The 23,595-nt window shown below is 48.0% G+C and carries 20 protein-coding genes, 1 other RNA gene and 1 other annotated feature; of the genes, 4 read left to right on the forward strand and 17 right to left on the reverse strand.

All coding sequences use genetic code 11. From position 1 onward, the window contains the following. Positions 1 to 59: 59 nt before the first annotated feature. The 4 genes from ACINLD_RS09440 to cymR all read right to left on the reverse strand — a co-directional run bounded on the left by ACINLD_RS09440 (position 60) and on the right by cymR (position 3,585). Positions 60 to 710, reverse strand: a complete 651-nt coding sequence (locus ACINLD_RS09440; RefSeq protein WP_026588069.1) for a tetratricopeptide repeat protein — start codon at positions 708 to 710, stop codon at positions 60 to 62. 97 nt (positions 711 to 807) lie between these two features. Next, positions 808 to 1,926, reverse strand: coding sequence for a tRNA 2-thiouridine(34) synthase MnmA (gene mnmA / locus ACINLD_RS09445; RefSeq protein WP_277691269.1), 1,119 nt, complete (start codon positions 1,924 to 1,926; stop codon positions 808 to 810). 83 nt (positions 1,927 to 2,009) lie between these two features. Next, a complete protein-coding gene (locus ACINLD_RS09450; RefSeq protein ID WP_026588071.1) occupies positions 2,010 to 3,149 on the reverse strand; it encodes a cysteine desulfurase family protein in 1,140 nt (379 codons plus the stop codon). 19 nt (positions 3,150 to 3,168) lie between these two features. Next, positions 3,169 to 3,585 carry a cysteine metabolism transcriptional regulator CymR gene (gene cymR, locus ACINLD_RS09455; protein WP_026588072.1) on the reverse strand — a complete coding sequence of 139 codons (417 nt, stop codon included), beginning with the start codon at positions 3,583 to 3,585 and terminating at the stop codon, positions 3,169 to 3,171. 331 nt (positions 3,586 to 3,916) lie between these two features. Between cymR and ACINLD_RS09460 the strand changes: the two genes are divergently transcribed. Beyond that, complete coding sequence (locus ACINLD_RS09460; protein WP_026588073.1) at positions 3,917 to 5,182, forward strand: replication-associated recombination protein A; 1,266 nt, start codon at positions 3,917 to 3,919, stop codon at positions 5,180 to 5,182. 209 nt (positions 5,183 to 5,391) lie between these two features. Here ACINLD_RS09460 and ACINLD_RS09465 read toward each other — a convergent pair whose 3' ends face one another. The 5 genes from ACINLD_RS09465 to ACINLD_RS09485 all read right to left on the reverse strand — a co-directional run bounded on the left by ACINLD_RS09465 (position 5,392) and on the right by ACINLD_RS09485 (position 10,175). Further along, a complete protein-coding gene (locus ACINLD_RS09465) occupies positions 5,392 to 6,156 on the reverse strand; it encodes a ThiF family adenylyltransferase (protein WP_077736332.1) in 765 nt (254 codons plus the stop codon). A 145-nt stretch (positions 6,157 to 6,301) separates the two neighbouring features. Next, positions 6,302 to 6,498, reverse strand: a non-coding RNA gene (gene ssrS / locus ACINLD_RS09470) — 6S RNA. 68 nt (positions 6,499 to 6,566) lie between these two features. Then, on the reverse strand, positions 6,567 to 8,345 hold the full coding sequence (gene aspS / locus ACINLD_RS09475) for an aspartate--tRNA ligase (protein WP_026588075.1): 1,779 nt from the start codon (positions 8,343 to 8,345) through the stop codon (positions 6,567 to 6,569). A 14-nt stretch (positions 8,346 to 8,359) separates the two neighbouring features. Beyond that, positions 8,360 to 9,634, reverse strand: coding sequence for a histidine--tRNA ligase (gene hisS / locus ACINLD_RS09480; RefSeq protein WP_409444580.1), 1,275 nt, complete (start codon positions 9,632 to 9,634; stop codon positions 8,360 to 8,362). 78 nt (positions 9,635 to 9,712) lie between these two features. Next, positions 9,713 to 9,956: a binding site (T-box leader), on the reverse strand. 54 nt (positions 9,957 to 10,010) lie between these two features. Beyond that, positions 10,011 to 10,175, reverse strand: a complete 165-nt coding sequence (locus ACINLD_RS09485) for a YrzK family protein (protein WP_163170565.1) — start codon at positions 10,173 to 10,175, stop codon at positions 10,011 to 10,013. A gap of 143 nt (positions 10,176 to 10,318) precedes the next feature. Between ACINLD_RS09485 and ACINLD_RS09490 the strand changes: the two genes are divergently transcribed. Next, positions 10,319 to 11,890 carry an SH3 domain-containing protein gene (locus ACINLD_RS09490; RefSeq protein WP_026588077.1) on the forward strand — a complete coding sequence of 524 codons (1,572 nt, stop codon included), beginning with the start codon at positions 10,319 to 10,321 and terminating at the stop codon, positions 11,888 to 11,890. 25 nt (positions 11,891 to 11,915) lie between these two features. On the opposite strand, the gene dtd is transcribed toward ACINLD_RS09490, so the two are convergent. The 7 genes from dtd to ACINLD_RS09525 form a co-directional block, all read right to left on the reverse strand. After that, entirely contained in the window at positions 11,916 to 12,359 is a 444-nt protein-coding gene (gene dtd, locus ACINLD_RS09495; protein WP_026588078.1) for a D-aminoacyl-tRNA deacylase, read from the reverse strand. Positions 12,360 to 12,371: 12 nt separating this feature from the next. Beyond that, positions 12,372 to 14,573, reverse strand: a complete 2,202-nt coding sequence (locus ACINLD_RS09500) for a RelA/SpoT family protein (protein WP_026588079.1) — start codon at positions 14,571 to 14,573, stop codon at positions 12,372 to 12,374. Positions 14,574 to 14,737: 164 nt separating this feature from the next. Further along, positions 14,738 to 15,250 carry an adenine phosphoribosyltransferase gene (locus ACINLD_RS09505; protein ID WP_026588080.1) on the reverse strand — a complete coding sequence of 171 codons (513 nt, stop codon included), beginning with the start codon at positions 15,248 to 15,250 and terminating at the stop codon, positions 14,738 to 14,740. Between the two features lie 5 nt (positions 15,251 to 15,255). Beyond that, positions 15,256 to 17,616 carry a single-stranded-DNA-specific exonuclease RecJ gene (gene recJ / locus ACINLD_RS09510; protein WP_409444579.1) on the reverse strand — a complete coding sequence of 787 codons (2,361 nt, stop codon included), beginning with the start codon at positions 17,614 to 17,616 and terminating at the stop codon, positions 15,256 to 15,258. A 53-nt stretch (positions 17,617 to 17,669) separates the two neighbouring features. Beyond that, positions 17,670 to 17,978 carry a lipopolysaccharide assembly LapA domain-containing protein gene (locus tag ACINLD_RS09515; protein WP_026588082.1) on the reverse strand — a complete coding sequence of 103 codons (309 nt, stop codon included), beginning with the start codon at positions 17,976 to 17,978 and terminating at the stop codon, positions 17,670 to 17,672. A gap of 151 nt (positions 17,979 to 18,129) precedes the next feature. Then, complete coding sequence (gene secDF / locus ACINLD_RS09520; RefSeq protein WP_409444578.1) at positions 18,130 to 20,355, reverse strand: protein translocase subunit SecDF; 2,226 nt, start codon at positions 20,353 to 20,355, stop codon at positions 18,130 to 18,132. Between the two features lie 38 nt (positions 20,356 to 20,393). After that, entirely contained in the window at positions 20,394 to 20,690 is a 297-nt protein-coding gene (locus ACINLD_RS09525; protein WP_026588084.1) for a post-transcriptional regulator, read from the reverse strand. Between the two features lie 116 nt (positions 20,691 to 20,806). On the opposite strand from ACINLD_RS09525, the gene spoVB reads away from it, so the two are divergent. After that, complete coding sequence (gene spoVB / locus ACINLD_RS09530) at positions 20,807 to 22,360, forward strand: stage V sporulation protein B (RefSeq protein ID WP_026588085.1); 1,554 nt, start codon at positions 20,807 to 20,809, stop codon at positions 22,358 to 22,360. A 4-nt stretch (positions 22,361 to 22,364) separates the two neighbouring features. Here the strand turns inward: spoVB and ACINLD_RS09535 are convergent, their stop codons facing one another. After that, a complete protein-coding gene (locus ACINLD_RS09535) occupies positions 22,365 to 23,009 on the reverse strand; it encodes a DUF421 domain-containing protein (protein ID WP_026588086.1) in 645 nt (214 codons plus the stop codon). A 152-nt stretch (positions 23,010 to 23,161) separates the two neighbouring features. Between ACINLD_RS09535 and ACINLD_RS09540 the strand changes: the two genes are divergently transcribed. Further along, a complete protein-coding gene (locus tag ACINLD_RS09540; protein WP_026588087.1) occupies positions 23,162 to 23,545 on the forward strand; it encodes a TIGR04086 family membrane protein in 384 nt (127 codons plus the stop codon). The last annotated feature ends 50 nt before the right edge of the window (positions 23,546 to 23,595 follow it).

Genomic DNA, 23,595 nt, shown 5'->3' on the forward strand with positions numbered 1-23,595 from the left:
TTTGAGGCTGTTTCACGTTTTTCCCCCCTCCTTTTTAGCTTTGGCCTGACAAGACGGATTCAATCCTCTTCAAGCAGCTGTTTCGCACGTATGCTCAGCATATGGTCAGGCTGGATTTGAATCGCCTTGTTCAGCATGTCAAGCGCTTTTTGGCGATTTTCTTTAAATGCGTAAGCGACCCCTAAATTGTAGAAAGCATCCGCATGGGATGGATCAAGGGCTGTAACCTTAGAAAAAGCCTCAATCGCTTCGTCAAGCATCCCTTCATTAGCAAGGCACATCCCGTATTGAAAGCGCGCTTCATGGTCCGATTCATTCAGCTCGGCCGCCCGTTGCAAATACGGCATCGCAAGCTTCGGCTGCTCAAGTTTCATCAGCGAGGTGCCGAGCATATAAAAGAGATCGCCGTTTTCCATGCCCGTCCGATGTGCTTTTTCAAACATGTCCTTTGCTTCTTGATAACGCTCTTTCATCATATATACATTTCCGGCACCATAATAAGCCGCACCGGCTTTTTCATCAAGGCTGACCGCTCTTTCATAAAATTTGAGCGCCCGATCCAATTCGCCGACCGCTGATAGCAAGTTCGCGAAATTGATGTACGGGACGGGGTCGCCGCTGTTTTCATCAATCGCTTTTGTAAAGGCTTCCGCCGCTTTTTCAAAATCGCCTTTTTGCATGGCTTCAATTCCTGTTTGGTTGTAGTCCAACGCCCTCTCCCTTTCGTCCTCTATTTTAAAAAGGCCGTCGACAGTGTCGACAGCCGTTAAGAGCCCCGGGGCCCTTTATTTTCCCGGAATGCCCTCTTTATACATACCACAGTTGTTGTCCGTCTTTATACACATCGTCAATCGTTCCGCCGCCAAGGCATTCGTCGCCCTTGTAAAAAACGACGGCTTGCCCGGGTGTGACGGCGCGGACAGGCTCTTTAAAGACGATTTCCGCTTCACCTTCTCCGGTCATTCTGACAGTGACTTCGGTATCGGGTTGACGGTAGCGGAATTTAGCTGTGCAGGCGAGTTCAGATTCGCCGCCAAATGCGCCCTCATGTACAAAGCTGACATTTGTCGCCGTAATTTGATCAGAATATAGGAGCGGATTGCTGAAGCCTTGATCAACATATAAAATATTTTTTTCCAGGTCTTTTCCGACGACGAACCAAGGCTCTCCGCTTCCGCCGATACCAAGCCCGTGCCTTTGCCCGATCGTATAGTACATCAAACCGTCATGGCGGCCTTTAACTTCGCCATCCATCGTCCGCATTTCTCCCGGCTGTGCAGGGAGGTATTGGCTGAGAAACGTTTTGAAATTCCGTTCGCCGATAAAGCAGATCCCAGTGCTGTCTTTTTTCGACGCCGTCGCGAGTCCCGCTTCTTTGGCCATTTCCCTGACGCGGCTTTTTTGCAGCTCTCCGATCGGAAACAGCACTTTGCTAAGCTGCTCCTCTGTCAGCTGGTTCAAGAAATAGGTTTGATCTTTATTTTCATCAAGACCTCTCAGCATTTTGACGCGGTTCCCGCTGCGGTCGACTCTCGCGTAGTGGCCTGTGGCGAGGAAATCGGCGCCAAGGGATAAAGCGTGCTCCAAAAAAGCTTTAAATTTAATTTCTTTATTGCACATGACATCGGGATTCGGGGTTCTTCCCGCTTTATATTCATCGAGAAAATATTGGAAGACCTTTTCCCAATATTGTTTTTCAAAGTTTACCGCATAATATGGAATGCCTATTTGATTGCACACTTTAATGACGTCTTCATAATCTTCCGTCGCTGTGCAAAAACCGTTTTCATCTGTGTCATCCCAGTTTTTCATAAAAATTCCGATGACATCATAGCCCTGCTCTTTCAGCAGCAGAGCTGCCACAGATGAGTCTACGCCTCCTGACATCCCCACGACTACGCGTGTATCCTCAGGCCGCTTCGCCATTTCCATCAACTCCAATAAATCAATTCAAAAACTTGTCATTCCAGATCATATCATCATTGCCGCACCTGATGCGAATCTTTAGCTTATGACAAACGCTTGACGATGTCCGCAAGCTCTTTTGCGGCCCGCTTTACCTCAGCTTCCGTATTGCCGAAGCCGAAGCTGATCCGAATCGATGATGTCAGCTGGTCCGCATCCTCGCCAAACATGGCGGAGAGCACATGGGAAGGCAGCACTGATCCGGCGGTGCAGGCCGACCCGCTCGACACCGCAATCCCCGCCATATCCAAGTTGACAAGCAGCGCTTCAACCGATACCCCGGGAAAATATAAATTCAAAATGTGCGGCAGGCTGTGCCGGACACTTCCATTTACAGCAAATGAGACCCCTTCCGTCTCAAGCGTATCGGTGATGATGTCTTTCAATCGACGGTAGAGCGCGCGTTTTTCGTCTCTCTCCTGTTTTGCAAGCGAGACGGCTTCCCTCAGCCCGATAATGCCCGGGACATTTTCCGTTCCGGCACGGCGTTTTCGTTCCTGTTCGCCTCCGAACAGGAGCTGGGTGAGCTTCACATGCTCATTGACGTATAAAAAGCCTGTCCCCTTGGGACCATTCAATTTATGCCCGGAGACAGACATCATATCGATATGGCTCTTTTTTACATCAATCGGCAAAAAGCCGAACGCCTGGACAGCGTCTGTGTGAAACAAGGCTTGATGATCTTTTAAAAGCGCTCCGATTTCTTCAATCGGCTGAATCGTTCCCACTTCATTGTTTCCGTACATCACAGTGACAAGGATGGTGTCGTCGCGCAGCGCCTCTTTGACCTGCTCCGCCGAGATCCGTCCGCTTTTATCCACATCAAGATATGTGACATGAAACCCCATGTCCTCCAGCCTGTTGCATGTATGGAGAACGGCGTGGTGCTCGATCTTGGTTGTAATGATGTGGCGGCCTTCTTTTTCTCTCGCCAGCGCGCTGCCTAAAATCGCCATATTATCGGCTTCTGTCCCGCCGCTCGTAAAAACGATTTCATTGTGATGCGCTCCGATTTCTTCAGCGATCATCGCTCTTGCATCATCAAGCCATTTCCGGCTTTCCCTTCCAAAAGAATGTATGCTTGAAGGGTTTCCGAAGTTTTCCGTTAAGTAAGGCAGCATTTTTTCGACGACGCGCGGGTCAGTCGGAGACGTTGCTGCATGATCTAAATATATCCGTTCCATCCTAGATTACACCTCGATCTTAAATGTAAAACATATAGGCTTCCTGATCGCCTTCCGTGTAGCTTGCCAAATCCTCGAGCGTCGTCGAGTCAAGCACTTCTTTAACGGCGTCGCGGATCTTAATCCACAGCTCGCGCTTGGCCGGCTCCTCATCTTCAAGCACTTCAACGGGGCTGATCGGGCCTTCCAAGACGCGAATGATATCCCCCGCCGTAATCGCCGAAGGATCGTCACCGAGAATATAGCCGCCGTATGCGCCGCGGATGCTTTTCACGAGGCCGGCATTCCGCAATGGTGAAACAAGCTGTTCTAAATAATGTTCTGATAAATCGTTCGTCTGGGCAATGCTTTTCAATGAAGTCGGACCTTCCCCATGCTTTTTGGCAAGCTCAATCATAATCGTCAGCCCGTATCTGCCTTTAGTTGATATTTTCAAAATGAACACCTCTACCCTATAAAAAGTCAAGCTTTCAGCCGGGCTTCATACCGGTGCTTAAAGGGATGCTGCCCCTTTTAGCCGCTATCCGGTCATCAACACGCCCGGCGCTTATATAAGCCCGGGTGTCACACCGGGCATCTGATATGTAAAAAATGCGCTTTGGGACAGGTCTTCCGCCTTGTCCATCTGATAGATTACAGGTTATTATAGCACACTTTATTTAAACTTTCATTTTCAGCCCATATGTTCAGCTTGCCATATTCATTTCTTTTCTAATCGTCTTTTTTCCGTTACTCTATAAAAAGAATACATTCAGGAGAGATTATTCATGAAACCATTGGCATTTCGTATGCGACCGACCAAAATAGAAGACATTCTCGGCCAGGATCATCTCGTAGGAGAAGGAAAAATCATTCACCGGATGGTACAGGCAAAACACCTTTCATCGATGATTTTATACGGCCCTCCGGGAATCGGAAAAACATCGATCGCGACCGCGATTGCCGGAAGCACAAGCATCGCCTTCCGGAAGCTGAACGCCGTGATCAATAACAAAAAAGACATGGAAGCCGTTGCTGCCGAAGCAAAAATGTCCGGGCAGGTGATTTTAATACTGGATGAGGTCCACCGGCTCGACAAAGGCAAGCAGGATTTCCTCCTGCCGTATTTGGAAAACGGCATGATCATCATGATCGGTGCGACAACAGCGAACCCATATCATGCGATCAATCCCGCGATCAGAAGCAGAACGCAGATTTTCGAGCTTCATCCACTGAGTTCCGAACAGATAAAAGCGGCCATCAAACGTGCATTAAGAGACGAACACCGGGGCTTAGGCACATATGACGTCAAAATCGATGAAGAAGCGCTTGACCATTTCGCCGCAGGCTGCGGCGGAGATGTCCGTTCCGCGCTGAACGCTTTGGAGCTTGCCGTCCTGTCCACAAAGGAAAACGGTGAGGGAACGATTCACATCACACTGGACATTGCGGAGGAGTGTCTGCAGAAAAAAAGCTTTACACATGATAAAGATGGCGATGCCCATTATGACGTAATCTCCGCTTTTCAAAAATCGATCAGAGGGTCTGACGTCAACGCCGCTCTCCATTACTTGGCGCGGCTGATTGAGGCGGGGGATTTAGAAAGCCTCGCCCGGCGGCTGCTCGTCATCGCCTATGAAGACATCGGCCTTGCCAGCCCTCAAGCCGGGGGAAGAACGCTCCAGGCGATTCAAACGGCAGAGCGGCTCGGCTTCCCGGAAGCACGCATTCCACTGGCAAACGCCGTGATCGAACTATGTCTGTCGCCCAAGTCAAACTCGGCGATTCTCGCTGTTGACGAGGCTCTTAGCGACATCCGCGCGGGAAAAATCGGCGATGTGCCAAAGCATTTAAAAGACGCGCACTACAAAGGAGCGGCAGAGCTTGGCAGAGGTGTTGATTACAAATACCCGCATGACTACGAAAACGGCTGGGTCGAACAGCAGTACCTGCCCGATCCTCTCAAAAACAAAGTGTATTATCAGCCGAAACAGACAGGGAAGTTTGAACTGGCGTTAAAGCAGATCTACGATAATTTGATGAAAAAGAAATAACAAAAGGCCTGCTGAGTCAGGCCTTTAAATATAGCGGACGGTGTTGCGGGACGCCTATCTCTCCATTTCTTTTATCGATGAACGAAATACTCGTCAAACGCCTCAAAAGATTGGCACTTGGCAAGTACCGTCCAAGTGTGCGCTACGCATTCTGAAGCTTTTCCTCTTAAAATGACAAAAAGAACAGCACCTCTGCTGTCCTTTTTGCTTTATTTATCTTTCACCCTTTTGATCGGAATATCTTTCAAAAGCTCCATGACCACATGGCCGCCCATGATCAAGCCGGCGACGGACGGGACGAAAGCGTTGGAAGACGGCGGCATTTGCGCTTTGCGGATTTTCGCTTCGTCATTGCCCACTTCTTTGCGGACGTCTTCGCGGATGACGATCGGGCTTTCGTCAGAAAACACGACTTTGACACCCTTTGTAATCCCTTCTTTTCTCAGCCTTGTCCGCACCACTTTCGCAATCGGGTCCGTATGCGTTTTTGAAATATCGGCCACCTGAAATCTTGTCGGATCCGTCTTATTGGCCGCACCCATGCTCGAAATGATGCTGATGTTCCGCTTGAGGCACTCTTTCATCAAATGGATCTTATAATGAATCGTATCTGAAGCGTCGATCACATAATCCGGTTCATAAGCAAAAAACTGCTCATACGTCTCTTCGGTATAGAACATTTTTAAAGCGACGACATCGCATTCCGGGTTAATATCGGCGATTCTCGCTTTCATTAAGTCCACTTTCGGCTGCCCGACCGTTGAAAGCAAAGCGGGGAGCTGACGGTTGACATTCGTGATGTCAACGTCATCTTTATCGACCATGACGATCCGGCCGACTCCAGAACGGGCGAGCGCTTCGGCCGCGAATGAGCCGACCCCGCCGATGCCTAAAACGGCAACCGTGCTGTTTTTTAAAATATTCAATCCTTCTTTGCCAATCGCTAATTCATTGCGTGAAAACTGATGTAACAAGAACCTCACTCCATCTTTATATACAATTACCGATAGTATCTTAACACAATCGGGTGATTAAACAAGCAGTCTTTTTCATATTTTTTCGTTCCGTCTCATACATTATCCTATGTATGGCTTAAAAACCGCCTTTTTTCCGCACAAAAAAAGTCCCGATTGTGCCGTTGTCGCATTCCTTCGTTTTGATCCCGCTCTCGGCAGGTGGGTGTTCTGTTCCAAACTTTGCAAGTCCTCTTTAGCACCCGAGTGATAAGAGGCGTTTGCTCCATTTGAAAACGTCGAACTCCCAAGTAAAAAAATGTTCGGTCAAAACTAGGTGTACAACAAACACATCAGGACTTTATTTGTTAAAAATGATATCATACGTCCCTTTGATTTTCAATGGGATGTACAGCCGTATATTTTACAATTTACTGTCGAATTTTGTGTTTAATTTCCAGGTGCAGCTCATCAAGCTGAGCGTTGTCGACCTCGCTTGGCGCTTCGGTCATCAGGCAGCTTGCGCTGGCCGTTTTCGGAAATGCGATCGTATCCCTCAAATTCGTACGGCCGCTGAGCAGCATCACCAGCCTGTCAAGACCGAGCGCAATACCGCCGTGCGGAGGAGCCCCGTATTCAAAAGCCTCGAGCAGGAACCCGAATTGCTCCTTCGCTTCTTCTTCTGAAAAGCCGAGAAGGCCAAACATTTTCTCCTGAACGTCTTTTTCAAAAATACGGATCGAACCGCCGCCAAGTTCATAGCCGTTTAGGACAAGATCGTAAGCCTGCGCCTTCATGTCCTGCGGGTTCGTCTCGATCAGCTTGAGATCCTCCCTGACAGGCATTGTGAACGGGTGGTGCGCGGCATAGTAGCGGCCTTCCTCAGCATCGTACTCAAGAAGCGGCCAGTCGACAACCCATAAGAAGTTAAACAAGCTTTCATCGATCAGGTTCAGCTCTTTACCAAGCTTTAAACGAAGCGCTCCCAGCGCGTCATTGGCGACTTCGAGCTTGTCGGCCACAAAGAGAAGCAGATCCCCATCTGCGGCGTCAAGCGCCTGAACAATCGCCTCCTGTTTTTCGCCGGCAAAAAACTTCGCAATCGGTCCTTTAAGTCCATCCGCTTCTGTTTTCAGCCAAGCCAGCCCTTTTGCTCCATAGTTTGCAGCGAACTCTCCAAGCGCATCGATATCTTTGCGAGAGTAGTTTGCAGCGGCACCTTTAACATTGATCGCTTTGACCGCTCCTCCGTTCGCCACGGCTGAAGCGAACACTTTAAAGTCCGAATCCTTCACTGCTTCTGACACATCCGTCAAAAGCATGCCGAAGCGCGTATCCGGTTTGTCTGAGCCGTATCGGTTCATGGCATCCTCATACGACATTCTAGGAAGCGGAAGCGAGATTTCAATGCCGTGCGTTTCACGCATCACATGCGCCATCATTTCTTCTGAGAGCTTCATGATGTCTTCCTGGCTCATAAACGACATTTCGATATCGATTTGCGTAAACTCAGGCTGACGGTCGGCGCGCAGGTCCTCATCCCTGAAGCAGCGGGCGATTTGATAATAGCGGTCAAACCCTGACACCATCAAGAGCTGCTTAAAGATTTGCGGAGATTGCGGAAGCGCATAAAATTCCCCTTCATGCACACGGCTCGGCACAAGATAGTCGCGCGCGCCTTCTGGCGTGCTTTTTGTTAAAACAGGCGTTTCAATATCAAGAAAGCCGTTGTCATCCAAAAAGCGGCGGACAGCTTTTGTGACGTTATGGCGCATTTTCAGGGAGTTGAACATCTCCGGACGGCGCAAGTCGAGATAGCGGTGCTTCAATCTGATGTCTTCAGATACTTCTGCAGCCTGGTCGCTGATCGCAAAAGGAGGCGTTTTAGCCGCACTCAGCACATCGACGGATTCCGCCTGAATTTCGATCCTTCCGGTTTTCAAGTTCGGATTGACTGTTGCTTCTTCACGGGCAACGACTTTGCCTGTAATGTCAAGCACATATTCGCTGCGGATGCTTTCAGCTGTTTCCAGGGCGTCTTTGGAAACGTCTGGATTAAATACGACCTGCACAATGCCGGTACGGTCTCTCAAATCAATAAAAATCAAGCCTCCGAGATCGCGTCTTTTTTGAACCCATCCTTTTAAAACGACGGATTCTCCGATCGCCTTCTCCGTTATTTCGCCACAATAATACGTTCGTCCAAACAAAGCGGTCCTCTCCTTTAACTTTCAGTGTTTGTTTTCAAAAAACGGATGAATTCATCAAGGCCAATGGCCTGTTGATCTCCTGTTTTCGCATCTTTGACATTCATTTGATTTTGGTTCAGTTCATCCTCGCCTAAAACAGCGATATATTTCGCATTGAGGCGATCGGCGGCTTTAAACTGGCCTTTCATTTTTTTCTGTTCATAGTCGATTTCAGCGGATATCCCCGCTTCTCTCAGTTTATAGAGAAGGGATACGGAATAGTCTTTGGCTTTGTCGCCAAGTGTGACGATATAGCAGTCAATGCCTTCATCCGCTCCGACTTTTACATTTTCAGCATCCAGTGCGGCAAGCAGGCGCTCAATGCTCATCGCAAAGCCGATGCCCGGCGCTTTCGGTCCGCCGAATTCCTCGGTCAGCCCGTCATAGCGCCCTCCGCCGGCAAGCGTCGTGATGGCTCCGAAGCCTTCCGCATCACTCATGATTTCAAAAGCTGTATGGTTGTAGTAGTCAAGTCCTCTGACGAGATTCGGATCCACTTCAAACGAAATCCCGATGTCTGTTAAGTATTGCTGCACTTTTGCAAAATAAGCTTTTGACTCTTCGTTTAAATATTCCAAAATGGACGGCGCCGTTTTCATCAGCTCATGATCTCTGTCCTTTTTGCAGTCTAAAATCCGCAGCGGATTCTGCTTGAGACGCTTTTGGCAGTCGCCGCAAAATTCATCAATGCGCGGTTCGAAGTGATCGATCAGCGCTTCTCTGTGAGCTGCCCGGCTCGTTTTGTCGCCAAGGCTGTTAATGACGAGCTTCAAATTGCGCAGACCAGCTTTTTTGTACACGCTCATCGCCAGCGCAATGACTTCCGCATCAATCGCCGGATCGCTTGAACCGATCGCTTCGATGCCAAATTGATAAAATTGACGGAAGCGTCCGGTCTGCGGCCTTTCATAGCGGAACATCGGGCCGATATAATACAGCTTTGTCGGCTGGACAGGATTTGCAAACAGTTTATTTTCAACAAAAGAACGGACTGCAGAAGCCGTACCCTCGGGACGGAGCGTCAGGCTTCTCCCCTTTTTGTCAGCGAACGTATACATTTCCTTTTGAACGATATCAGTCGATTCTCCCACACCGCGTGAAAATAGCTCTGTATGTTCAAAAATCGGCGTCCGGATTTCTTTATATTGATACGCATGACACGTCTCTCTCGCAATCTTCTCTACATATTGCCAGCGCTCTGATTCTCCGGGGAGGATATCCTGCGTTCCCCTTGGAATATTAAATCCCATTTGTAAAGCCTCCTCTTCAAAATACCTTTTTCTTATATGTAAAATAGAAAAAACCCCCGATCCTACTATAAAACCAATAGTAGGGACGAGAGTTATACCCGTGGTGCCACCCTAGTTGGAACTTTTTACAGTTCCCGCTTTTCTTACCTTTAACGCAGGCTCACGTCCTCCGCCTAATCACCTGTCTTTTTCGACCTTAGTTTTCAGCGGGAAACCTTCGGAGTGTTCATTCGGATAAGATACCGTGCAGACCGCTTTCAGCCCAGGGCGGTTCCTCTCTTTTCACGTACTCTTACCTACTATTCTCCATCTTCAGTTCAACTCATATGTATACCAATTTATATTATAATACGAAGGTTCTGTTTCCATGTCAACCCTAATGACGGTTCTTTTTATTCTTTAGTGATTCTTTTGATGTCAGACCCAGCTCTGTTGCTGTTTCTTCAAGGAAGCCTATGTGCTCGGGATCGGCATCATCCTTAAGATGCAGATTCGCATCCAGCTCATGGATCGCTTTACCCATCCTTTGATTATACCTCATATCGCAACATCCTTTTGCAATCTTTTTTCTATAGTATAAACAAATCATTTTCATTTTATTAAAAAATCTCCAAGGAATATACGATATAAAGAAAGAAGTATTGTTCCAAGTTTCTTACTGAAAGGAGGAGATGGAGAATCAATATGAAAAAAAGCGCAATATTGATCCTGTCGATCATGCTGGCAGCTCCTGCGGCCATTTTCACACCGTCCGGCACCGCGTCGGCGGCGATCGGGGAAGCCGTGATCGCCACCGATGAAATCAACGTCAGAAGCGGTCCGGGATTGAGCCACGAGATCATCAGCGTCGTCAGCCGGAATGAAAGCTATCCGATCCTCGAAGAAAAAGGGGACTGGGTGCAAATCCAGTTGAACAACGGTCAAAAAGGCTGGGTTGTCGATTGGCTGATTCAGAAAAAAGCTCAAAGCTCCGGCGGATCTGAATCCACAAGCGGAAAGGTGACATCTTCCGCATCTGATTTGAGGATCAGAAAAGGGCCCGGCACTTCATATGAAGTCCAAGGCACTTTCCCTCAAGGTGAACAGGCTGATGTATTAAAAATCGATGGAAAATGGATGAAGATTTCCTATCAAAATATAACAGGATGGGTTCATTCCGATTATGTCACACAAGATGGTTCAGAGCAAAAAACAGCTCAATCATCAGGTACAAATACTTCATCTAAAACAGGCACAGTCGGAGTCTCCATTCTAAATGTCCGCAGCGATGCTTCCCATCAAGGAACAATCATCGCTACGCTGAAACGGAACACAGACGTGACGATTATAGATGAACAGCACGGATGGTATGAAATCGAGTTTGACGGGCAAAAGGGCTGGGCAGCAAGCCACTATATTGTAGAGGATCATAAAGAGAACACGGGCGATGGAGAAACAAGCGCCGCATCCGATGCTAAACAGAAAGCCACCATCGTGTACGAAGGAACAAATATTCGCAGCGATGCTTCGACTTCCTCGCCGATTGTCGAACGCGCCGAAAAAGGCGAGTCCTACCCGATTACAGGCGAAAAAGCGGACTGGTATGAAATTACGCTGTCAAACGGTAACACGGCTTATGTCGCCAGCTGGGTCGTTCAGACGTCTGATGGATCAAGTTCAGCGGGAGATTTGGACATCCCTTCACCTCCCTCATCAAAACGTTCGGATTCAAACGGTTCTATCCAAAACAAAACGGTTGTGATTGATGCCGGACATGGCGGACATGACAGCGGAACAATCGGAACGCGGGGGACGCTTGAGAAGAGGCTGACCATAAAAACGGCGAATCTTCTCGCCGCCAAGCTCAAAGCCGATGGGGTTAACGTCTACATGACGCGCAATGACGACACCTTCGTCAGCCTTCAGTCGCGTGTTGCGACCTCTCATTATCGAAATGCCGATGCATTCATCAGCATTCATTATGATAGTATCGCCAATTCATCTGTAAATGGTAACACGGCTTATTACTACAGTACGTCTAAAGATCAGAAGCTGGCCGCAGACGTCCAGTCTGAAATCGAAAAACACTCGCCTCTGAAAAGCCGCGGCGTGTTGTTCGGCGATTATTTTGTGTTGAGGGAAAATCAGCAGCCGGCTGCCCTGTTAGAACTCGGCTATTTAAGCAATCCGCAGGAAGAAGCGGTCGTCAGCACAAACGCTTACCGTGAACGGGTGACGGACGGGATCAGAAGCGGACTTGAACATTATTTCGACTAAAAAAAGCTGCCATTTGGCAGCTTTTTTACGCTTTTGAATCCATGATAAATGTAACCGGGCCGGAGTTCGTCAATTTGACATCCATCATTTCCCCAAACCTGCCCGTTTCGACAGTGACGCCTTTTTCCCGGAGAAGGCTGTTCCACTCTTCGTACAATTGAAGCGCCGTATCCGGCTTCGCCGCCTTAGTAAAATTCGGGCGCCTCCCTTTTTTCGTCTCTCCGTACAGTGTAAATTGAGAGACCGACAAAACCGAGCCTCCAACATCCAATAGAGAAAGATTCATTTTTTCGCCGTCATCCTCAAATATTCGCAGATTGACGAGCTTTTCCGCTAAATATGCGGCATCTTCACTTGTGTCATCATGTGTGACGCCGACAAGCACCATCAAGCCGGCCCCGATCTTGCCGACCGTCTCGCCGTTTACTGAGACGCTTGCCTCTGTCACGCGTTGCACAACCAATTTCATGACCTTTTCCCCCTAATTCATCACCCTGCGTACGGAATAAATGTCTTTGATTTGCTTAATCCGCTCGACCACTTTGTGCAAATGATTGATATTTTGTATGAAAATGGCCATATGAATGGTGGCTACTTTATTGCGGTCCGATTTTCCGGAAACGGATGATATATTCGTTTTCGTTTCGTTTACGGCCTGAAGCACTTCATTCAAGAGCCCGCGGCGGTCGTAGCCGAGGATTTCGATCTCGACATTATATTCCTTTCTCTGCTGCGTCTGCCGTTCATGCTCCCATTCCACCTGAATGAGGCGGTCGAGCGCTTCACTTGTCATCACATTCGGACAGTCTTCGCGGTGAACCGATACACCCCGACCTTTTGTAATGAAACCGACAATCGGATCTCCCGGAACCGGGTTGCAGCATTTGGAAAGCCTGATGAGAAGGTTCTCGACACCTTTCACGCGTACGCCTGCTTCGCGTTTTTTCCCTTGGTAAGGCTTCGATTCGACCGTTACTTCCTGAACGCTTTTCACCTGTTCTTCCTGATCGCGCATCTTCCGCTCTTTTTCTGTCAGACGGTTGGCGACCTGTGCGGCTGTAATCCCGTTATAGCCGACAGCCGCATACATGTCTTCCTCATTGGAAAAATTAAACTTGTCCGCGACCTTTTGAAGATTTTCAGGTGTTAACACATCTTTCACTTCAAAATCCAAGTTCTTAATCTCTTTTTCGACAAGCTCCCTGCCTTTTTCGACATTCTCTTCTCTCCGCTGCTTTTTGAAGAACTGGCGAATTTTATGCTTCGCCTGAGATGTTTGGGCAAGGTTGATCCAGTCCTGACTCGGTCCGTATGAATGCTTAGACGTCAAAATTTCAACGATATCTCCCGTGCGCAGCTTGTAGTCAAGCGTGACCATTTTGCCGTTTACTTTGGCGCCGATCGTTTTGTTGCCGATTTCCGAATGAATGCGGTATGAAAAGTCGATCGGTACAGAGCCTGAGGGAAGCTCAATGACGTCGCCTTTTGGCGTAAAGACGAACACCATGTCGGAAAACAAATCGATCTTAAGAGATTCCATAAATTCTTCGGCATCGGTCGACTCATTTTGGAATTCCAGAATCTCGCGGAACCAAGACAGCTTTTTGTCAAAGCTTGACTCTTCATTCGCGGCCTTGCCTTCTTTGTATGCCCAGTGCGCCGCGATCCCGTATTCGGCGATTTCATGCATGTCAAACGTCCTGATCTGAACCTCCAGCGGATCTCCTTTCGGACCGATGACGGTCGTATGCAGGGATTGGTACATGTTCGGCTTCGGCATCGCAATGTAATCCTTGAACCTGCCAGGCATCGGCTTCCAGCATGTATGGATAATGCCCAGTACCGCGTAGCAGTCCTTAATGCTGTTGACAAGGATCCGCACTGCGAGCAAGTCATAGATTTCGTTGAATTGCTTGTTCTGCATGGCCATTTTTCTGTAGATGCTGTAAATATGCTTCGGCCGTCCGGAGAAGTCGGCTTTAATGTTGACCTCTTCGACGCGGGTTTTGACTTCATTGATGACTTCTTCGACGTACAATTCTCTTTCGGCCCGCTTTTTCTTCATCAAATTGACGATCCGGTAGTACTGCTGCGGATTCAAATACCGCAATGCGGTATCCTCAAGCTCCCACTTTATTTTCGAAATCCCAAGGCGATGAGCCAGCGGAGCAAATATTTCCAGCGTCTCATTTGAAATCCGGCGCTGCTTTTCCTGCGGCAGATGCTTGAGCGTTCTCATATTGTGAAGGCGGTCCGCCAGCTTGATCAAAATGACGCGGATATCCTGAGCCATAGCCACAAACATTTTCCGATGATTTTCCGCCTGTTGTTCTTCCTGTGATTTATATTTAATTTTCCCCAGTTTTGTGACGCCGTCGACAAGCATCGCGACTTCTTCGTTAAACGCTTCTTTTAAATCTTCAAGCGTGACGCTCGTATCCTCCACCACATCGTGAAGAAAACCTCCCGCAATGGTGGCAGGGTCCATTTCCAAATCGACGAGAATGCCCGCCACCTGAATCGGGTGGATGATGTACGGCTCACCTGATTTTCGGTACTGTTCGCGATGCGCGTCTTCCGCATATCGATACGCGTTTTGGATAAAAGCTATATGTTCATCGGAAAGGTAAGACTTTGCCTTTTCAATGACTTGCTCAGCAGTTAATACTTGTTCGTTCGCCATGGAATCACCTTTTTTATATTGAAAACTGTATTGTAATTATTATCAAGAAAAATGTCACAGATGTAAAGAGAAGAAATTGAAAAGGACACACCGGTCCGCAACATTTTAACGAATAGGAAAAAAGCACCCGCTTTTATGAGTGCTTTTTATAGTATAAAATTTGTTTAGTATTGCATCAAGGTTAAAATATCATATCCGTCCAGTTTATTTCTTCCTTCAAGATATGTCAGTTCGATCAGAAAGGCGATTCCGGCAACGACGCCGCCGAGCTCTTCAACAAGCTTGATTGTCGCTTCAATCGTCCCTCCGGTCGCCAAAAGATCGTCTGTGATCAAGACGCGCTGGCCAGGTGAAATGGCATCTTTATGGATGGTCAGGACATCTTTTCCATATTCCAGACCATAGTCGACTTTAATGACTTCCCGCGGCAGTTTGCCTTCTTTGCGGACCGGTGCAAATCCCACGCCAAGAGCGTAAGCAACCGGACAGCCGATGATAAATCCCCTCGCTTCAGGGCCGACGACAAGATCAATCTGTTTTTCTTTCGCATAGGTCACAATTTGATCTGTCGCATAGCGATAGACGTCCCCTTTATCCATCAATGTCGTAATATCTTTAAATTGTACGCCTTCCTTCGGGTAATCCGGCACAATTGTCACATACTTCTTCAAATCCATCTGTTTCATGTCCTCCTCATACTTTCATAAGCTTCAGCGCTTTCGCCCATCAGCTTATTCAGCCACTGTTTGAGCTCGTCCGCCGAAGAATAGACGAGCTTTTGCTCCAATTCAATCAGGCGCTGTTTTTCACGGTAAGTGTCAGATTCTGTTAAATCCCGCTTCGCGGCATCGAATTTAACAGATAAAACACCATTCTCTATTGTAACAAAACCGAGCTCAAAAAACACCTTTGTCATAAAATCAATTGTGTCTTTTGTCCAGCCTTTATGTCTGGCAAGCTCTCCGGCGTATTTTGCTAAGTCAAACGAGCCTCGTTTGAGAAGGAAAGCGTAGTACCATTTGAAATGATCCCTCGTTGGAAACGTCGAGAAAAAATGCTCGTCAGACTGATGAAAAATCAGATAAATCCGCTCAAGCTTTTTGCCTTTTACAGCATGGTCGAACCTCTCAAGCGACTGGGGCGTGTCAATGAAAACCGCATAACGGTTATGTAGATCGAGACGCTTTGCCTCCTCTTCCCCGCTGATGAAGCTCAGCTCATCTGCGAGCTCAGTTCCCGCAAATGTCGTTTTCGTTTCTTCCCGGAAACAAAGGAATATCCGTTTTGCCGGATCAAGCTTTAAGATTTTTTCTTTCCATGAACGCTTTCCCCGGAAGTCAAACAGCTGCCATTCGTTTACGGCCGCATCCTTGATCATGAGCTGCGGCTTTTTTCTGTTATTCCATTCATTGATCGACAATTCGCCGACAATGGAAATGTTTGCGCCGGATACGATTTTTTCTTCGATATCGCCTTTATAGAATCCGACACAATCAAGCTTTGTCCCTTCGTCTGCCAACACGAGCTTTAGGTGATTCTGATTGGCGCCGATTTTTCTCGCCTCATCAATTTTGGCGTCGCTGACAAGGACGAACGGCTTCGGGTTTCCCGTGCCGAACGGAGCCAGCTTGTTCATTTCTGCGATGCTGTCCACCGTAATATCTTCCAATCGGCAGCAAAGGTCGACTTCCTGGACGGGAATGAAGTCTTCCGCTGTTAAAACAGCTTCAGCCTGGCGGTTGATTCGTTCTCTTAATAGCGGAACATCTTCCTGGCTGAGCGTCATTCCGGCCGCCATCGGGTGGCCGCCAAAATGGGGAAGGATATCCCGGCATTCCGAAAGGTTTTGAAACAGGTCAAAGCCTTTAATGCTGCGCGCAGAGCCTTTGGCAATCCCTTTTTCTTCATCAATTCCGAGAACGATGGCCGGCCGGTAAAACCGTTCGACCAGCTTGGAGGCGACGATCCCGACAACGCCCGGATTCCAGCCGGCCCGCGCACAGACGATGACAGACTGGTCCAGACCCTCGTCCTCTATCATTTGGACCGCTTCTTCTGTGATCTGGTTGACGATTTTTTGCCGTTCTTTGTTCAGTGCGTTAATTTCTTCAGCCAGCTCCCCGGCTTCTGTGTCATCTTCTGTGTTTAAAAGATAAACAGCCGGATCAGCCTGAACGATTCGGCCGACGGCATTGATTCGCGGAGCAATTTGAAACCCGATCGTCTCTTCATCCGCGCTTTGAATCTCGGCTCCCGCAATCTTCGCGAGCGCTTTTAAGCCGGGGCGGTTCGTCTTTCTAAACCGGGCCATCCCGAGCTTGGCGATGTGCCTGTTTTCATCATGAAGCGGCACAAGATCGGCAATCGTTCCGATCGCACAAAGATCAAGAAGGTCCTCAGGAATGTCGCCGTTCAAAGCATGGGCAAGCTTAAATGCGACCCCGACGCCGGCCAGCTCTTTGAAAGGATAGCTGCATCCGGGCTGCTTCGGATGAATGATCGCATAGGCGTCAGGCAAAACCGGACCAGGCTCATGGTGATCGGTAATAATCAAGTCGATGCCGAGCTCTTTTGCGACCTCTGCTTCGTGAACACCGGCAATCCCCGTATCCACCGTGACAATCAGTGAATAGCCCTGTTCCTTTATATGCCGGAATGCGGCTTCATTCGGGCCGTAGCCTTCTTTAAAGCGGTCAGGTATATAAAAATCGGCTTGAGCTGAATATTTTTTTAAGATCTGCAGGAGGACAGTCGTGCTTGTCACACCGTCCGCATCATAATCTCCATAAATCATAATCTTTTCATTTTCTGAAATGGCCTGTTTGATTCGCTGTACAGCTTTCTCCATATCTTTAAGCAGATAAGGATCATAAAAGACAGCATCTTTGCCGTACAAAAATGAAGCTGCTTTGTCTGCTGTATCGTAGCCTCTCATGACAAGCAACGAGGCGGCAAGGGGAGTGATACCCAACTGTTCGGAGAGCAGCTCCACCTTTTCTTTGTCGGGTGTTTTCACATCCCAACGCATTTTTGACGCTAACATAAATTCACCCCTCAACCACCCTATTATACTAGAGCGGCCTGAGGGGATTCAATTTATTTCGTATATCTTTCATCCTTTTGTTCTGCTGATGCAGGCTCTTCAGAATCTGAATGTTGCAGTTTTTCCATTTCCTCCTTTTTGAGCGTCCTGAGCTCTTTTTTCAGCCTCATGATCTGAAAAGCGCCTGCTGAACCGATAATCAGCGCTCCCATCAAAACAGATACCAAAATAACGAGAATCAAGGGCCATTCAGCTGTGCCAAAGAGAAAATCGACCGTGACAGGCTCGACATTGATGACCGCGAAAACAGCAACAATCAGAGTAAAAATAAGTGCAGAAATTAATGTCCATTGTTTGTTCATGATTAGTCTCTCCATTCGCATAATTGTCTAGGCGTTATTTTCCCGCCATGCTCCAATTTTAAACAAAAAGGCGCCGAGCAGGAAGCAGGCGCGTGAAAAAATCTGATTTTCACTAAAAAAAACTGCCCGGCCTATCCCGGGCAGTTCAGATCTATTCTTCTTCCAGCTTCGCTTTAGGCTTTTTCAGCTCGCGGCCTTTCCAGATCAGCCATAATTGAGCTGCGATATAGAGCGAAGAATACACACCGCTCAATAGACCGACCAGCAGTGCGACAGAGAAGTTCGTAATCGATGCAGCGCCGAAAACGAGGAGCGCAATCACGACGATGACAACGGTCAAAACCGTATTAATCGAACGCGTAAAGGTTTGCTGCAAGCTTAAATTCACGATATGAGACAAATCGCTGAATGTCTTCGGTTTGCGCTTTTTGACATGCTCCCTGATCCTGTCGAACGTAACGATCGTATCGTTGATCGAATAACCGATAATCGTCAATACAGCGGCAATAAAGGTGATATCCACCTCAAGCCTTGTGATGCTGAAGACGGCGATAATGAAAAATGCGTCGTACAGCAATGAAGCAATGGCCGCAATCGCCATCTTGTACTCGAAGCGGATCGATACATACAAGATGATGCCGAGGGCAGCGATCGCCACAGCGAAAAGCGCATTTCGCGCCAGCTCTTTTCCGACAACCGGCGAAACGGTGCTGACATTCGGCTCCATTCCATACTTGTCTTTAAAATAATCTTTCACTTCTGCAATTTTTTTCTGGTTCGGAACACCGACGAACCTGGCGACACCGCGGTGGTCACCATCCCCTGAAAGAACGATCGAATCGGCGGTGAGCCCGACTTCCTCAAAGTCCTTTTGGAGCTGTTCGCTCGTCAGCTTATGGTCGCTTTGGACTTCGATCCTTGCTCCGCTGGAGAAATCAATCCCCAGATTCAGCCTGAATACAAGGAGAATGACCATTCCGGCAGCTAAAATGATTCCGGAGAAAGCGAAAAACCATTTTCGTTTTCCGACAAAATCCCATTTTTCAAACGGTGTCGGCGGCTCGGTATTTTCGTCCGTTTTGTTGATGTCCAAGATATCTTTTTTACGGACGCCGAACCAGCCTTTTTTCCGGTCGAGCCAGCGGCTTTCGACCAATAAACCGAGCAAAAATCTCGATAGGAAAACGGCCGTGACAAAGCTTGTCAAGATCGACAGAATCAGCATTGTCGCAAACCCTTTGACAGAGCTTGTTCCAAAGATAAACAGAACGATTCCGGCAAGCATCGTTGTGATGTTGGCGTCAAAAATCGTCGCAAACGATCTTCTGTTCCCTGATCTGAAAGCCGAGCGGACCGATTTGCCGAGCTTCAGCTCTTCTTTGATCCGTTCGTAGGTAATGATATTGGCATCAACGGCCATACCTACACCTAATATGAGCGCCGCTATTCCCGGAAGGGTGAGGACGGCGTTCATCCAGTCAAATATCTGCAGGGTGATGTAAATGTAGACGGAAAGCGTGATAATCGCGACTAACCCAGGCAGACGATAGTAAAGAAGCATAAATAAGAAAATAATAGCGATTCCGATGACTCCGGCAAACACCGTATCGTTTAAAGCCTGTTCCCCAAACTGCGCACCGACGGATGTCGAGTATTTTTCAACGAGCTTGACAGGAAGGGCTCCGGCATTCAAAATGCTTGCCATGTCTTTCGCTTCCTGAACTGTGAAATTCCCTTCGATCATGACGTCAGACGTATTCAGCACCTGGCTGACATTCGGGGCTGAAATGTATTTATGGTCCGCTTTTTGCGATTCTTTTTTGTAAGAATCGCCTTTTTTGTAGTCAAGCCAAATGACAAGCTGATTGCTCGGCTTCATATCGAGCACTTTTTTAGTGACTTCCCCGAATTTATCCGCATCCTTCAGCTTGATCGTCACGATCGGCTCGTTCGTATCTGGTTTAAAAGACTGTTTGGCGCCGTTTTCCACAAGGTCTGAGCCGTTTAAAAGCTCCTTGTCATTCGTGTCTCTGAATGAGAGCTGCGCCTGTGTGGATAAAATTTCCCGCGCCCTGTTCTGGTTGTCAACGCCTGCGAGCTGCACCCTGATCCGGTTGTTGCCTTCAATCTGGATGTTCGGCTCGCTGACCCCCAATACATTGGCCCGGCGATTGAGCGCTTCAACGGTGCTGACGAGCGCATCCCTGTCAATTTTATCCCCTTTTTTGGCAGGCTGGACTTCATACAAGACCTCAAAACCGCCTTGAAGGTCAAGGCCAAGGCTGATGTTGTCGGCAGCCGGCTTCGTAAACAATCCCAGTCCCGTACCGATCAACAGAACGGTAACGAAAAACGCAATCAAGCGTCCTTTTTTCATTATGTATTTCCTCCTTAAATCAACCAAAAAATCGACGGTTACTTCAGCAGCTCATCGAGCATATCCTGCCCTTCTGGGCTGTCGAGTAAATTAGACGTTTTAAACGATTCGACGGTTGCATAGTTCATAAATTCGCCAATTTTCACAGTTAAAATATCATCGGCCAGCTGGTGAATTTGAACATCCTTCTTGTTCTTCCATTTCTTATTCAATAAGTATGACCATAATTCCTTTATTTCAATATCATCATAACCAAGGACCATGAACTCTTCCGTTTTGCTGAGAAGAAACGGTTTCAGATGATCCTTGTACAGATCGGCCGGATGTTTGTCCATGCTAAAGCCACGCTCCTTTCACATTTTTTCAGAGAAACTTGTCATGCTTGGACGATGTATGCGCATATCTTATTGTATATGATTAAAGGTTGTTTGAGAAGGCAGGGGACTAAGAAATGACCAAGCAGACGTTTTTAAAAGGCACGCTCATCTTGATAGCAGCAGGTTTGATTACAAGAATGCTCGGCTTTATCAACCGGATTGTCATCGCCAGATTCATCGGCGAAGAAGGCGTAGGGCTGTATATGATGGCGGCGCCGACCTTTTTTCTGGCGGTGACCCTCACCCAATTCGGCCTTCCCGTCGCCATCAGCAAACTCGTGGCTGAAGCGGAGGCCCGCGGCGATCACAGAAAAACAAAGCAGATTTTGGTGATGTCTCTTGCGATCACGGGCACGCTCAGCGCCCTTATCACACCGGTGTTCCTTATTTATGCGCCGCTGATGGCCGAAACGCTTTTAACGGATGAACGAACGCTGTATCCGCTTTTGGCGGTGACACCGGTCGTTCCGATCATCGCCGTTTCCAGCGTGCTGCGGGGCTATTTTCAAGGCAAGCAGAATATGAGGCCGCTCGCCGTATCCCAAGTGCTTGAACAAATCGTCCGGATATCGCTTGTCGCGGTCTGCACAACTGCCTTTTTGCCGCTCGGAATCGAATACGCCGCAGCAGGCGCGATGCTGTCCTCCGTTTTTGGAGAGCTTGTTTCACTGCTTTATTTGTTTATCGCCTTTAAATATAAAAAGAAAATCCGCATTCGCAAACGCTTTTTTAAGTCGCTGATATCCGGACGAACAACTTTTTTCGAGCTGATGAGCGTCTCGCTCCCGACAACAGGCAGCCGGTTTATCGGCAACTTGTCATGGTTTTTTGAACCGATCGTCGTTGCGCAAAGTTTGGCGATTGCCGGAGTCGCCGCTTCGGCTGCAACGGGCCAATACGGGGAGCTGACCGGTTTTGCCATGACCCTTCTCACCCTGCCAAGCTTTATTACGTATTCGCTGTCAACTGCCCTTGTTCCGGCCATCAGCGAAGGCATCGAACAGAAAAAAATGCAGGTTGTTGAATACCGGTTAGAACAGGCGATGCGGCTCTGCCTTTTAAGCGGCGGAATTTCCGTTGTCGTTTTGTTTTCCTATGCGGATGAGCTTGTCAGCGTGATGTACGGTTCTTCAAATGCCGCGATTTATGTCAAAGTGATGGCCCCGTTTTTCTTGTTTTATTATTTTCAGGGCCCGCTTCAAGCCGTATTGCAGGCTTTAAACCTGGCCGGGGCGGCCATGATGAACAGCCTTGTCGGCGCCCTTGTGAAAACGGGTCTGATATTCGTGCTCGCTTCACGCCCGTCGCTCGGCATTATGGGGGCGGCTCTGGCGATTGTAACAGGCATGATCCTTGTGACGATGCTGCATGCGGCAACGGTCAGCAAAGTGCTCCCCATCAGCATCAATTTAAAGGAATATGTGCTGTCCTTTGCTGTCATTTTCATTTCGGGCTGGGTAAGCCTCTGGATGAAGCAGCACCTCTTCATCGAGCACGCCGAACCGATCCGCCTCTTTTACTGCGTGCTGGCGACAAGCTGTCTGTACGTATTCCTTTTGGTCGCTTTCAGGCTCATCAAAAAAGAAGAAATCCAGCGTTTTCCTTTGTTCGGCCGCTGGATTTCCTAACGCTTTATATTTCGTCCTTGAGATCAATAAAGAAAGAACCTTTGTGATACGCGCAGAACGATATCTCGGACAGGTCGCGGTGGCCTCTTTCGGCAAGCTTTTGTTCAAGCCACTCCTGATTTTTGCCGATCCGCTGCAAATGGTCTTTCTGAACGATTCCATCGACGATCAGCGGCAGTTCAATCCGGTGATTCGTCCGGTCTTTGGTAAACACCGACAGCTTGCCCGTCGGCTCCAAAATCGCATAGGAAACATCTGCAATGCGCTCGATGTTCTTTTCTCTCAGCTGGGTCAGCAAGTCATCAAAATTATAGCGCTGGGTTCTCATTGCCTGCTCATCGATTTTCCCGCGATCAATGATAATCGTCGGTTTTCCATCGAGAAGGTGGCGGATTTTTTGGTTTTTCAATGATAAATAAGCAAAAAAAACTTGAATCAATGTTAAGACAAAAATCGGAACGAGCGTATGCAATAGGTGATCATCGTGATCCTCTATGGCCAGCACCGCTATTTCAGCGATCATAATAAAAACGACAAGATCCAATATGCTTAATTCTCCTATTTCTCTTTTTCCCATGAAGCGAAACAAGATGAAAATGACCGCATACAAAAAGACCGTCCGAAAAATAAGAGCAAATATTTCCTCCATAACGGCCGCCTCCTTCCGCTTGAACCTCTATTCATAGCCTTTGTTAAAACAGGGCTTTTATGTACAAAAAGCTCGGAACAGCTAGTCTATTTGCCGGACAGGCAGAATACATTTAAAGAGGAGGCCATCTATTTTTAGAGAGGAGGTTCTTGATGAACGAGCCAAAGCAAATCGGCAAGGGGATTTTATACAGTCTGGTCGTCATTTTCGCCTTGATGTTTGCGGGAAGCCTGCTGATTTCACTGCTCTTGACATGGACATCGCTCACCGAAAGCTCATTCGGCTGGTTGATTACCGCTATATCCTTTATTACACTGTTCATCGGCGGGTTTGTTTCCGGAGGAAAGGCGAAGGAAAAAGGGTGGCTGATCGGAGCTTTGACAGCTCTCTGCTTCTCGCTGACAGTGCTGCTGTTTCAATATCTCGGGTTCGGAGAAGCTTTCAACCTCAAACAGCTTCTGTATCATGCAGGGTTTATGGGTGTCAGCATGATCGGGGGGATTTTCGGGGTCAATCTCCACGGAAGCCGGGCATAGACCGAAAAATGAGGGAGCGGATCAATCCGCTCCCTCATTTTTGTTCGCTT

Source organism: Bacillus sp. z60-11 (assembly GCF_046464135.1).
Taxonomy (GTDB): domain Bacteria; phylum Bacillota; class Bacilli; order Bacillales; family Bacillaceae; genus Bacillus; species Bacillus sonorensis_A.